Genomic DNA, 12,962 nt, shown 5'->3' with positions numbered 1-12,962 from the left:
GATATTTTGAAGGGGAATTGCATCTGTTCCACCTTTTTAAATCTGACGATCTACTAGATGCATCACAAAGAGCGCACCGCCGGATACCCGGCCGGTGCGCTCTTTGTGATGCTTGATTTTACAATATCCATGAACCAGTAAGTCCACCCGTTGCGGACTGAAGATCTCACACTCTGGATCGGCTGGTTAGCGCGGCCTGCGGCTGGCTGGTTAGCGCTTAGTCCAACTCCTTATAGTACCGGATCTCCTGACGCCCGGTCTGGAACCCGGCTGACCGGTACAGAGACAGCGCGGAATCATTCGTGGTCAGTGCGACCAGCTGCGCCTGCTCCAGCCCTTTCTCCTGAAGATACATTAACGCATGATTCAGCAGCGCCTTGGCAATGCCCCTTCTTCTCCAGGGCTTGCAGACAAATACATCTTCAATGATGCCAAGCTCCTCTTCCTGCCAGACCATCAGACTGCCCGCCACCCGGCCTGCATCCCGCACAACCATCCATGTCCAGAGCGGATGCTCCTGATATTCCAGCAGACGCTCCATTCCGAGCGGGGTCTCCGGCCAGATCTCCGCCTCCAGTTCCAGATAAGCCGCCCGCTGCTCCGGCGAATCCATAGGCGCATTGGTCAATTCAAGGCCTTCCTCCAGCTCCACCGCATGGACGGGTTCACGAAGGTCGCGCTGGAGCGTATACAAGCAGCTATCCGGCAGGTAACCAAGATGCTTTGCGAAATAAGCATGGCAGCTCTCCTCCGGCGCATAATTGCCTGTGCACAGGAGGGTCCCATATTCCGGGGGCAGCGTACGCTTCAGCACCTGTGCCCGTTCCAGCAGAAGCGCGTAGACGCTGTCACGCAGCTCCAGATCCTTTTCCCGTCCGGGCAACGTCTTCAGATTCACGAAAATCTTGTGTTTACTCTCCGCCGCGCGTCCCGGAGGCACCACATTAAAGAGCTGCAGCTGGCCCTTGGCCACCATCTGCTCCCCTTCAAAAGCGCAGAAGACATTCTCCCAGTTGTCCGCATCCCCGACCCACCAGAACAGCACATCCTCCTGCGCCGACACCTGCTCGTACATCGCGCCAAGCGCCGCCATATCCCTCTCTTCAAACTGCCGGATCACTCTTTTGCTCAATTCCCAACCGCCACCTTCTGTTTCTGTCCATCATAACACCACCTGGCAAAGGGCTTCCGTTCTTGAATAACTATAGTTGTTTTATACTGCTGGGGTGGTGGCGCTTGCGTCCTCGTTACAAAAACACAGCTGCGGATTTCACAAGGGTAACTACACCGAATACAAACAGTACTCCCCCGGACATTTTGTTAAATAGGGAGAGCTTGAAGGGTCCCTCCAGTACCTTATTCCGAAGCAGCGCAGCCGCTCCTGAGAGGAGGACCCACCATAGTGCTGAGCCCAGGAACACGCCTGTAACCAGAAACACCATATCTGTGAGCTTATGCGACAGTAGAACACCAGTAGCTCCGAATACGCCCAGAAAAAATATAATCGTCATCGGGTTAGACAGCGTGAGCAGAAACGTCATAGCATAAGAACCCAGCACACCTGGGCTGGCAGTAGAATGAGCTGCTTCTATGGCCGGAACCCGTAGTAACGATCTTATCCCTAAGCAGCAAATAAACAATCCGCCAACCACCTGCAGTATAATGTTGTAATTCACTAGAGCAGCAGTCAAAGCTGTCAATCCTAATCCTGCCAGTATGCCGAACACAGCATCTGCGGTTGCCGCACCCAGCCCGCTGTACAGCCCTGTTCTGAATCCTCTGGTAATTGTCGTTCTGATGCACAAAATACTGATAGGCCCAACGGGAGCCGCGATGGACAGGCCCAGCAATATACCTTTCGATATCCATTCCCATGACATAGATAACCGCTCCTTCGCTTCTATTCCTCTTTCAGGGCAGATAGACTGAAAATGGTGTTCGATCGGACAATGCTGTAACGGGCTTTAAGCGTTTGTGTAATGAAGGTCTCAACACCGGATAGATCTGCTAATGCCACTTTCAGAAGATAATCATATTCACCGGAAATATGATGGCACTCCAGTACTTCCTGGGATTGGATGATACTCTCACGGAAGCCTTGAGTATCCACCGAGCTGCTGAGCTGGAGGAAAATATAGACTACACAGTTCTTGCCCATAGCCTTACGGTCCAGCTTGACGGTGAACTGCGCTATGACCCCGTTTCGTTCCAGCTTCCGGATTCGCTCCGCAATGGATGGAACCGACAGATGAATCATTTTCGAGATATCGGAGCTGGTCATCCGGCTATTCCTCTTCAGTAACCCCAGGATTTGCAGGTCAATATCATCCATTTGCATCCCCTCCATTTTAAGTAAATTATACAATATGTATTAAATAAGAAAATACTTCCTGGTAAATACGTAATTTTTTTAAGCTCATTTGATTTTGTATTAAAAAGTTTAATAATTACCAGATTTCAACGCGGGCAAACTTAAATAGTTAAAGTCCCTTCAATCATCTCTAATCAAAACGCCAAAATAGGCCAACCGAATAACTGGCTGACCCATTCTTTTATTCTCTCAACTTTTACTGATTAGAGTTGGAATTGAGAATTCTAAAGCCCTTTGACCAAGCCGCCATCCACCAATACGGTCTGGCCTGTACTGTAGGAATTGGCTTCGGAGCAGAGGAAGACGATCATTCGCGCAATCTCCTCAGGCTGGCCGTAACGCCCAAGGGGAACGCTCCGCTCGGACTCCGCTTGGACCTCTTCTATACTGACCTTCCGGGCCTCTGCCTTGAGACCATCCAGATACAGCGTCCGGTCCGTGGCAATGCGTCCCGGTCCCACCGTGTTAATCAGAATACCGTATGGAGCGAACTCACCAGCCAGCGTCTTGGCCAGACCGGCGATCCCGGTGCGGAACGTATTGGACAGAATCAGTCCATCGATGGGCTGCTTCACGGAGATGGAAGCGACATTGGCGATTCTGCCGGCACCGGATTTCTTCAAATACGGCAAGGCGCAGCGGATCAGCCGGATCACGCTCATCAGGTTATGCTGGAACGCCAGCTCCCACTGCTCATCCTCCATTTCCTCGAAGGTTCCTCCGGGCGGGCCTCCTGCATTGGTTACCAGCACATCAAGCCCGCCAAAGGATTCAACGCTTCCCTGTACGAACGCTTCAATGTCCGCCTTAACCGTTAGATCGGCCTGGCGGCTGTACACCTTCACCCCGTAACGCTCCCTGATCTCCTCCGCCGTCTTGCGGAGCTGCTCCTCATTCCGGGAGCAGAGGGCCACATTCGCGCCCTCCCTGGCAAATTCCTCGGCCACCGCTCTCCCGATGCCTTTGCTGGAGGCAGCCACTAGTACGTTTTTACCTTTAAGATTCAGATTCATGAATATCTACTCCCTTTTAGTGAAATATCGTTAGACAGCTTAAAGTTTGCGGATCGGTGTCACCAAGGCAATAATTACCTCAAGCAGTTTGGCAGCTGCGGCCACAGCGAACACTGCACGGGGATCCGTCCATTCTGACAAGGCCGCTCCCGTCATTGCTCCCAGAGGCATTGCCAGCCGGGTAAGCACTCTAGAGAAGCCCAGAACACGTCCAATCATATCCTGTGGAATCGTCTCTTGCCGGACTGAGGTTACAATGGTATTCCAAGCCACATTACAAGTAGTAACCCCTAGAAAGGCAATGCCGGGAGCCAGCCAAAAGTCGCTGATTGCAGCAAAACTGAATCCCAGAGTCCCCACTCCGAGTAATACAGGAATTAACAGTCCCCGGCGGAAACGTCTCTCCAGCGGAACAGCAAGCAGACTGCCGATCATTCCGCCAAAGCCTAACAAGGTATAATTAATGCTGCTCTGCTGGGTATTCAAATGCAAGGTGTTTAACAAATAGAACATTAAGACACCAAAAACAGCACTATACCCGAAGTTACCGATCATAGCCTGAAACGAAAAAGACAAATTGATCTTCGAGCGTACCAGCCACTTGAACCCTTCTCCGATATCGCTAAAAATCCTCCCTATACTCGCCGCTGAGCGAGAGTGCCCCAAGTCTGCCATTAACATAAGAACAATAAGCGTACCTCCAAAGGACAACGCATCTAGCCAAAGCGTATTGAAGCCGCCGATCCCAGCAATAATCACTCCGGCAAGTAAAGGTCCAGCCATCTCAGCAATTTGGTTGGTCAATTGGTACGAAGCATTGGCTCTTGTCAATTGTGCAGGCACAAGTTGCGGGATGATCGCGACTATCGACACATCGAACATCAAAGACAGTATAGTAAGCACGAAAGAGATTGCATACAGGTGCCAAAGCTGAAGCAGGCCGGAAAAATGCAGCAAGGGAATCAATGCGACCAGTAGCGCCCTTAAAATATCCGTTACAATCATCAGCCTTTTTCGGTCCCATCGGTCAACCAGACTCCCTACAACCGGACCAAACAGAACGATGGGCAAGACACTTACCGCATACATAGAGCCCATTACAATACTCGATTTCGTTAATTCGTAGGAGATCCATGGAATCGCAAAGGTGAACAAAGAATCCCCCAACCTGGAAATAAACATCCCTGCCAGAAACCGGATATACGCCAGTGGCAGCTCCAGCAGCTTGCGCACCGGCACTGCCTGCTCGTCCTGATCCGTTCGCAAGGGTGAAGCCGTCTGTGGATCACTCATAAATTAACCTCTTTCGTTTTGAATGCCTCCTTGTGCCATAGTTTTATCAAAGCATATGTCATGCTTAAAACAAATGATATTCTCCACATGAATCTCCAACTCAAATTCATAAGCCCAGCCTACAAGTGGAAACGGCTTTGCCGTCCTTTTAAAGGACGGTACCGTTTCAGCGAGAAATAGAAGGATAAGTTATCGTGTGAAACATATGAATTCTATATTTCAAAAAAACTGTGCAATCCTGATGAAGGAAAGCACAGCTCATTTTTGATTCTCCGGTCCTTTGCGGACCAGGATGCCGTTATTCACTTTGAAATGCCTCTTTTGTCAGCCTAAACGGACTCAAAAGACGCTAAGGAGGCTGTCAGGCCTATTTACAGGCTCCGAAGCCTGACTTAACGGCTCCTGAGTCCGCAAACGATCAGCACAACGCCGATTTCAGCGAAATAAGGTGCTCTGAGTCCGTAACGTCCTCTACTTCTACTCCCCGCTGCCCGCCGCCTCGCGCGGCTGGCGCATCGTCAGGCTGACGCGGCCTTTCTTCACATCCACGCCGAGTACCCATACGGTGACATTGTCGCCGACGGAGACCACGTCCATCGGATGCTTCACATAGCTGCCGCTAAGCTGGGAGATATGGACCAGCCCGTCGTTCTTGATCCCGATGTCGACGAAGGCACCGAAGTCGATTACGTTGCGCACCGTGCCCTGCATCTCCATGCCGGGCAGCAGGTCTTCCATCTTCAGCACATCCTTGCGGAAGATGGGCAGCGGCAGCTCCTCGCGCGGGTCGCGGCCCGGACGCTGAAGACTCTCCAAGATGTCGCGCAGCGTAGGCACGCCCACCGCAAGCTTCACCGCCAGCTCCTCCGCATCCTGAGCGCTTAGCTGCTCTGCAACCTCCTTGCTGCCGAGCTGCTTCACATCCAGCCCCAGCTCGCGGAACAACTTGTCGACCACCGCGTAGGATTCCGGGTGGATCGGCGTGCGGTCCAGCGTATTGTCGCCTCCGGGGATACGCAGGAACCCGATGCACTGCTCGTAGGATTTCGCGCCCAGGCGCGGTACCTTCTGCAGTGCCTTGCGCGTAGTGAACTTGCCGTTCTCCTCGCGGAACTTCACAATATTCTTGGCAATCGTCGTATTCACTCCTGCCACATAGGAGAGCAGCGAGGCCGAAGCGGTATTCACATCGACGCCGACATGGTTAACCGCCGACTCCACGACGCCCCTTAGGCTCTCTTCCAGATGCTTCTGCGACACATCGTGCTGGTACTGCCCGACACCGATGGCCTTCGGGTCGATCTTGACCAGCTCCGCGAGCGGGTCCTGCACGCGGCGGGCGATGGAGGCGGCGCTGCGCTCCGCCACATCCAGATCGGGGAACTCCTCCTGCGCCAGCTTGGAGGCCGAATACACACTGGCCCCTGCCTCGTTAACGATCAGGTAGGCCAGGTCAGGGTCACCGACCTCGGCAATCACCTCGGCCGTGAACTGCTCCGTCTCCCGCGAGCCGGTGCCATTGCCGATCACGATGAGCTGGATGCCATATTTGGCGATCAGCTCCTTGAACTTGGCCGCCGCCTCACGCTTTTTGTTGTTCGGCGGCGTCGGATACGTGACCGCTACCTCCAGCAGCTTGCCGGTATCGTCCACTACGGCCAGCTTGCAGCCGGTGCGGTAGGCCGGGTCAACGCCCAGAACATGGCGTCCCTTCACCGGCGGCTGCAGCAGCAGGCTGCGCAGATTACCCGAGAAGATGGAGATCGCCTGCGTCTCCCCCTTCTCTGTCATCTCCCCGCGCACCTCGCGCTCAACGGAAGGGGCAATCAGCCGCTTGTAGGCATCCTCGGTCACCGCTTCCAGCAGCTCCTTGACCGGGGAAGGACCCTTCACCAGCTTGCGGATGATGAAAGCATGAATCTTGTCCGGCACCACCTCGATGCCGACCTTGAGGATATTCTCCCGCTCCCCGCGGTTGATCGCGAGAATACGGTGCGGCGGGATCCGGTGCACAGGCTCCCGGTACGCATAATAATTCTCGTACACACTTTCCTGCTGGGCATCCTTGGCTTCGGAGACCAGAATCCCCTGACTCGCTGTATACTGGCGTACCCAGGAACGGATGGCCGGGTCATCGGCAATATTCTCGGCAATGATGTCCATCGCCCCTTGCAGCGCCAGCTCGGCACTCTCCACACCCCGGTCCGCATCGACATACTTCGCAGCCTCTTCCAGCGGAACCCCTTGGCGTCTCTGCTCCATCACCCAATCCGCCAGCGGTTCAAGTCCCCGTTCCTTGGCGACACTGGCCCGTGTCTTGCGCTTCTGCTTGAACGGACGGTACAGATCCTCCACTTCCTGCAGCTTAACCGCCTTCATGATACTCGCCTGCAGCTCAGGAGTAAGCTTGCCCTGCTCCTCGATGCTGCGGATCACATCCTTCTTGCGGTCACCGAGGTTACGCAGATATCCGAGCCGTTCTTCGACATCGCGGAGGACATTCTCGTCCAGCTCCCCGGTCATTTCCTTGCGGTATCTGGCGATGAACGGAATGGTGTTGCCCTCATCGAGCAGCCCCACCGTAGTTCTTACCTGCTTCAGACTGATGCCCAGCTCCTTCGCAATAGCTGCAAGTATCAGTTCCTGCTCCTGACGGGCAGCGGCATCTTCCGCCGCCTTCGCCGCCTGATTCGTATCAACGCTCAAGTAGATCCCTCTTTCTATACACAGTCTGAGTTCATAACTCTCTACTGAAATACTATCACAGTTTGCCGCAGGACCAAAGTTTGTCCCGTACACAAGAAGAAGCGGCTGCACCGTCCCCACCGGGATAGCGCAGCCGCAATCATAATCATAAGTCCGTTATTCTATTCACGCTCCGGATACTAGCGCACCGCAGTAACCTGCTTGCTTCTTCTCCGCCGGGCATAGCCAACCGACAACATGAAGCTGATGAACAAGACCAGCGCAGCCACCGCATAAGGGAAATTGATATCCAGATCGAACAGAACCCCCGCCACAATCGGGCCGGCAATGTTGCCAAGGCTCGTATACGCGGAATTCATTCCCATCACCAGGCCTTGCTGCGAATCATCTGCCATCTTGGAGAGCTGGGTGCCGACCGCCGGGCGAAGAATATCCATAGCCAGAAAAACAACAAAGGTCACAGAAACAATCGCCACGAAGCCATGCACGAACAGGGTCAGGAGAATCGACAGGCCCGCGATCAGCAGACAGGCGGAAATGACCCGGCTCTCGCCGAATTTGTTCAGAATCCAGCTGAAAGCGGTAATCTGCACCACCGCCCCGGCAATGGAGCCGAAGGTCAGAACAAACGCAATATCCTTAGGGGTGAACGCGAATTTATGATCTACGAACAGTCCGAATACCGTCTCATAATTGGCCAGTCCGAAGGACAGCACGAATACAATAATTAATCCGAAAAAATAAGGCTCACGATACGAGCGCATGAGCTGCATGATTAGACTATCCTTATTGCCTTCCATCGTTCTTGATTCTTCGCGCAGCTCCGCTGAACGCGATTCCGGCAGGACTAACAGGGTGATAACCGCAACAATGGCGGCTGCACCCGCAGCGACGAAGAAGGGGACGCGGATGCCAAGCTCCGCAAGATAGCCGCCGATTCCCGGACCGATGATGAAGCCGGTGGTAATGGCTGCGTTGATGAAGCCCATGCCTTGGGCCCGCTCCTCTGAGGAGGTGGTATCTGCCACATAAGCCATAACCGCAGGCATAATCATCGCGGCACCGATACCGCCAAGCATTCTGGATACGAACAGCACCCAGGAGGCATTGGCCAGACCGAACAGAAGCTCCGAGAAGGCGAATACGGCCAGCCCGCCGACAATGATTTTTTTGCGGCCCATCTTATCCGACAGTCTTCCGGCGAAGGGCGAGACCAGCAGCTGCGTCAGCGAGAAGGCTGCCACCAGCAGTCCGACCACACTCCCGCCAATGCCCAGCTCGTTCATATAGGTAGGCATAATAGGGACAACCAGACCAATCCCCGTGAACGCCAAAAAGATATTTAACATCAGGAGCAGCATCGCTCCCCGGTTTTTTAACAGTAATGACATGGTGTTTCCCTCCGTATATCCCAGAGCCTTGCTATATGCTCTAGTTGCAATTCATCAGTTATCTCTATTCATTGCTCAATCTTCCCGGACCCAATCCCCTGAAGCAGGATCTGAATTCCCGCACGGTAGTATGCCCTGATCGTCTCCGGGGTATCGGTCTTACCTGTGATCTCATGGACCCGGCTGATTCCCTCCAGCATAGCGCTAAGCGTGATCACATAGTTATCCAGGTCACCACGGATCAAGTAACCGGAATCCATCCCCTCCTGCAGCAGCACACGGCAGGCCTCTGTTACCGATTCGAAAATATGTGAAAGGCGCTCGCTGATCTCCTTCGACAGTGTATGGGATCTGCCGTATTCCTCCAGGGCATGAATCAGCGGATTCTGGATATCCTTTGCATAGTGATCCCCCAGCGCGTATAGACGGGCCTCCGTTCCGCTAATCCCGCTCCGCAGCTCCTCCCACTCATTCAGCCAATTCTGGGTATCCACCTCCACCACGTACAGGAACAATTCATCCTTGCCCGGAAAATGGTGATACAGACTGCCCTTGCTGACCTTCGCGGCTGTGCAGACCTCGTTCATGCTTACAGCGCCGTAGCCCTTTTGCGCAAATAAACTGGTGGCATGCTCCAGAATCCGGCTCTTCGTTTCTTCTCCATCTGAACGTCCCTTAATGGTTAACCCTCCTCTAGACCGACCGATCGGTCCAATTATAGCACGCAGTTATGCCCTCGCACAACCCCCATCATCAACACTCATCTATCCTCGGGTATATCAAAAAAGGCAGCACCGGAGTTGATCCGGCCTGCCTTTTGTTACGATGATTGATGTTATATCCCCGTAGGGTTCAGAAATCAATCAGCCCCAGGCTGATTTGCAGCGAATCATCCACCAGCTTCATGGTCTCATCGTCCAGGTGGGTGATTTTATCCGTTAAGCGTTGCTTGTCAATGGTACGAACCTGCTCCAGCAGAATCACGGAATCCCGGTCAAAGCCATGTGCAGCCGCATCAATCTCCACATGAGTCGGCAGCTTGGCCTTCTGGATCTGGGCAGTGATAGCTGCCACAATCACAGTCGGGCTGAAACGATTGCCAATATCGTTCTGAATAATCAGTACCGGCCTTACTCCACCTTGCTCAGAACCCACAACCGGTGAAAGGTCGGCAAAAAAAACGTCGCCGCGTTTAACAATCAATAGTTACACCCCGCTTACTAAGCGGCCAAGAGTACTGTCTGCATCTTCCTCAGCGAGAAAGGCCTCGCATGCCATGGTCAAATTAATCTTAGCCATTTCCATATAGCCCCGCTGCATGGACTCGCGGATGGTGCGTTTCCTCCGATCGCTCAAGTACAGCTTCATGGCCTGCCTGATCAATTCACTACGGTTAGAGTTCTCCAGTTGAACGATCCCATCTACTTCCTGCAAGAGATGATCGGGCAAGCTGATCATGATTCTTTTGGTGTTCTGCAAATTGGCCACCTTCTCTTCCACCCCCACAAACCTTCTGCCCTTGTGTTCCAGTGTTACAATATACAAGGAATTTTATACAAGGAATATATGCCGCCAGTATATCAAGTATGCTGCATCCCATTATAAACTAGAAATGGCGGTTCGTATAGACTATAAGTCACAAGCTCTATACGGTACGTTCCTTATATTCAGTTCCTGTACTAGGTATCTGGTCAGGGTATTAGGCTTGCAGCAAGGGATTGACGAGGTTGGGTAGCATACCTTGGCGTACATACACGCGCGGTACCCGGTGAGCCAGCATACAGATTACTTCGTAGTGGATCGTCCCTAAATGGAGCGCCAGTTCATCTGCCGTGATCGACTCGGTGCCCTGGCGGCCGATGAGTACAACCTCTTCGCCTGCTTTGATTTGTTCCGCTTCTAGAGCGAAAGATTTCAGTGATACCATACACTGGTCCATGCAGATCGTTCCGACGACAGGAACGCGGCGTCCGCGTATTAGCACCTCCGCTTTGCCTGTTAGCATGCGGGAATATCCGTCAGCGTACCCCACGGGGAGCGTAGCGATAACCTCATCGCCTGCCGTGAAGTACCGGGTGCCGTAGCTGATGCCTGAGTCAGGCGGCAGGTTTTTGACAAATACAGCCTGCGTCTTCAGCGTCATTACCGGGTGCAAGGCCACCAGCTCACGGTTCACCTCAGCCGAGGGGTAGAATCCGTACAAGCTTATGCCTACACGCACCATGTTAATGGATAGTAGAGGTGTATCAATGGCCGTAGCGCTATTGCCCGTATGTATGATCGGGATGGTAATGTTCATGTCCCGAAGCGCTTCCGCCACGCTCATGAAACGTCGGTGCTGCATTAGTGTATAGCTTTTATTGTGTTCGTCTGCTCTGGCAAAATGGGTGAACATGCCTTCAAGCTCCACCTGTGCAATCGCATGGACCTCAGCGATGAATGCAGGTGCATCCTCCGGCAATAATCCCAGTCTGCCCATTCCGCTGTCAATCTTGATGTGTACCTTCAGCCGGTGCTCCTTCTCTACAGGAAGGGCGCTAACCGCTTCCAGTACCTCCGGTGTGAACAGTGTAACGGTAATATTGTTCTCCCAGGCTACGGCAATGCCTTCCGGTGAAGTATAGCCCAGCACCAGGATAGGAAGTAGTATTCCCGCCTGACGCAGCTCCAATGCCTCATCGAGAAAAGCAACACTGACGTAGTCCGCTCCAAGCCGCTCCAGCTCCCGCGTCACTTCCACTGCTCCATGTCCATACGCATTTCCTTTGACGCATCCCATGAACTTGGTCTCCTGCGGCAATACGCCGCGAAAAGCTTCGTAGTTGGCACGCAAATCATCCAGGTTAATCTCGGCTGCTGTCGGCCGATAGCTTGCCTTCACTTCAGGTCACCTTCTTACATTGTAGTAAAACATCTCTGCCTTATTCGCACAGATCAGAAGTCTTACTGCCAATGGTAATGCTCGTGAAGGCCGCTGTCAATGTGAGCAGATGTAGACAAAAAACGGATACCGCGGGTAGAGGAATGATTCCCACCTTGCGCAGTATCCGCCCACTGTTTTTTATTTACCCGATTGTTCCTCCATAGAAGCGGCTATTTGCATCATTTCCGTAACTGGCAGATTTGCGCTTGTTATCCGGTACTCTACACCCTCGCTCATCCAGGTCAGCGTCTGCTGCTCATCCCCGCTAAGCAGGCCTGCCGTGAAGCCCAGATCGACCAATGTTCCGGGAGCCAGCGACACCGCACGGTCCAGCGGACGGGCTTCCATAATAGTATACTGGTAGACGCCGTCATAGCGGATCAGCACCGCATGGTCCTTGCTGCCTTCAATTTTGTTCGTGTCCTTCAGCTTCACACCGGCCGGAATGTAAGCCGGCTCAATGATCCCGAAGTCGCCCAGCTCGGCCGTAACCGGCTCACCGGCCTGTTCACCATCTTCAGAGACCACCGGATTACCTTCTTGGTCCACTTCCGCCATCGTGTTCTCGGAAGGGCTGCCGGCCGCCATATTCTTCTGCATATCGAAGGAATCTGCTGTGAATTCCGGATCGAACTTAAAGCTGTCGAAGGTCACATTCACCACAACCTTGGCTTCGGAATCCGATACCTGCACCTGCTTCGGCTCATAGGTCTTTTTATTCAGCCAGATCTTCTGGCGGACCAGCGCACTGCTCTGATAGTTCGCAGCGACCTCGAACACATAATTATCCCCGTCCTCCACGAACTGCCGGTTGTTGTCGGAGACAATTCCCTTCAGCAGCGTCTGGTACAGATACACCTGACCCTGGCTGTCCGGCCAGTCGCTCTGGAAGCGGAAGCTTTTGCCAAGGCTTGGGGTCAGGACGAATACGCCCTCATCATTGCGCAGCACAATCTGCTTCACATCCTTCTGGACGTTCGACAGGCTGATCCGGTAATACGAAGGATTCTTATACCATACCTCCACCTTGTAATCCTGCGGCTGCTCCCCAGTGTACAAGGTCATCGTGCCTGAGCCCTGATAAGCTCCCTGCTTACTCTCCAGCTTGTCAGACACTTGATTCAGATCCTTGACCACAGAGGCGGCATCCTTCTTCCCGCACCCCGCCAATACTAAGGCCACGCTCATAATGATCGCGAGTACCCATGTTATCCGGCGCATGACATCATCCCCTTAACCTGTTTTGAATGCATTGATTAGTACAT

General features: G+C 53.3%; 12 protein-coding genes. All 12 read right to left on the bottom strand.

Features of this window, described 5'->3' with window-relative positions; genetic code table 11:
- Positions 1 to 217: 217 nt before the first annotated feature.
- Complete coding sequence (locus tag NST26_RS05145; protein WP_340955608.1) at positions 218 to 1,132, bottom strand: GNAT family N-acetyltransferase; 915 nt, start codon at positions 1,130 to 1,132, stop codon at positions 218 to 220.
- A gap of 115 nt (positions 1,133 to 1,247) precedes the next feature.
- The gene (locus NST26_RS05140; RefSeq protein WP_340955612.1) at positions 1,248 to 1,880 is read right to left on the bottom strand and encodes a LysE family translocator; all 633 of its coding nucleotides are present in this window, start codon (positions 1,878 to 1,880) and stop codon (positions 1,248 to 1,250) included.
- 20 nt (positions 1,881 to 1,900) lie between these two features.
- Positions 1,901 to 2,332, bottom strand: coding sequence for an Lrp/AsnC family transcriptional regulator (locus NST26_RS05135; protein WP_209991716.1), 432 nt, complete (start codon positions 2,330 to 2,332; stop codon positions 1,901 to 1,903).
- A 263-nt stretch (positions 2,333 to 2,595) separates the two neighbouring features.
- Complete coding sequence (locus NST26_RS05130; protein WP_340955615.1) at positions 2,596 to 3,384, bottom strand: SDR family oxidoreductase; 789 nt, start codon at positions 3,382 to 3,384, stop codon at positions 2,596 to 2,598.
- Between the two features lie 39 nt (positions 3,385 to 3,423).
- Positions 3,424 to 4,677: an MFS transporter gene (locus NST26_RS05125; RefSeq protein ID WP_340955617.1), complete on the bottom strand. Its 1,254-nt coding sequence runs from the start codon at positions 4,675 to 4,677 to the stop codon at positions 3,424 to 3,426.
- A 477-nt stretch (positions 4,678 to 5,154) separates the two neighbouring features.
- Positions 5,155 to 7,317, bottom strand: coding sequence for a Tex family protein (locus NST26_RS05120; protein ID WP_445323363.1), 2,163 nt, complete (start codon positions 7,315 to 7,317; stop codon positions 5,155 to 5,157).
- Positions 7,318 to 7,562: 245 nt separating this feature from the next.
- A complete protein-coding gene (locus NST26_RS05115; RefSeq protein WP_340978734.1) occupies positions 7,563 to 8,774 on the bottom strand; it encodes an MFS transporter in 1,212 nt (403 codons plus the stop codon).
- Positions 8,775 to 8,842: 68 nt separating this feature from the next.
- Positions 8,843 to 9,412, bottom strand: coding sequence for a TetR/AcrR family transcriptional regulator (locus NST26_RS05110; protein WP_268748437.1), 570 nt, complete (start codon positions 9,410 to 9,412; stop codon positions 8,843 to 8,845).
- Between the two features lie 214 nt (positions 9,413 to 9,626).
- Positions 9,627 to 9,977: a type II toxin-antitoxin system PemK/MazF family toxin gene (locus NST26_RS05105; RefSeq protein WP_036697332.1), complete on the bottom strand. Its 351-nt coding sequence runs from the start codon at positions 9,975 to 9,977 to the stop codon at positions 9,627 to 9,629.
- 3 nt (positions 9,978 to 9,980) lie between these two features.
- Positions 9,981 to 10,262, bottom strand: a complete 282-nt coding sequence (locus NST26_RS05100) for a CopG family ribbon-helix-helix protein (RefSeq protein ID WP_036697455.1) — start codon at positions 10,260 to 10,262, stop codon at positions 9,981 to 9,983.
- A gap of 211 nt (positions 10,263 to 10,473) precedes the next feature.
- Positions 10,474 to 11,655 carry an alanine racemase gene (gene alr / locus NST26_RS05095; RefSeq protein WP_340978733.1) on the bottom strand — a complete coding sequence of 394 codons (1,182 nt, stop codon included), beginning with the start codon at positions 11,653 to 11,655 and terminating at the stop codon, positions 10,474 to 10,476.
- Positions 11,656 to 11,835: 180 nt separating this feature from the next.
- Positions 11,836 to 12,918: a LolA family protein gene (locus NST26_RS05090; RefSeq protein ID WP_076079571.1), complete on the bottom strand. Its 1,083-nt coding sequence runs from the start codon at positions 12,916 to 12,918 to the stop codon at positions 11,836 to 11,838.
- Between the last annotated feature and the right edge of the window lie 44 nt (positions 12,919 to 12,962).

Origin of the sequence: Paenibacillus sp. FSL R7-0128 (assembly GCF_038002245.1) — a bacterium.
Taxonomy (GTDB): Bacteria; Bacillota; Bacilli; order Paenibacillales; family Paenibacillaceae; genus Paenibacillus_AQ; species Paenibacillus_AQ silagei.
The sequence above is the reverse complement of the archived record's forward strand: the minus strand, read 5'-3'. Positions and strand labels throughout refer to the sequence as shown.

Coding starts and splice junctions, on each gene's coding strand:
- NST26_RS05140 (WP_340955612.1), bottom strand. CDS start 1,880: ATGTCATGGGAATGGATATCGAAAGGTATATTGCTGGGCCTGTCCATC.
- NST26_RS05090 (WP_076079571.1), bottom strand. CDS start 12,918: ATGCGCCGGATAACATGGGTACTCGCGATCATTATGAGCGTGGCCTTA.
- NST26_RS05130 (WP_340955615.1), bottom strand. CDS start 3,384: ATGAATCTGAATCTTAAAGGTAAAAACGTACTAGTGGCTGCCTCCAGC.
- NST26_RS05125 (WP_340955617.1), bottom strand. CDS start 4,677: ATGAGTGATCCACAGACGGCTTCACCCTTGCGAACGGATCAGGACGAG.
- NST26_RS05135 (WP_209991716.1), bottom strand. CDS start 2,332: ATGGATGATATTGACCTGCAAATCCTGGGGTTACTGAAGAGGAATAGC.
- NST26_RS05115 (WP_340978734.1), bottom strand. CDS start 8,774: ATGTCATTACTGTTAAAAAACCGGGGAGCGATGCTGCTCCTGATGTTA.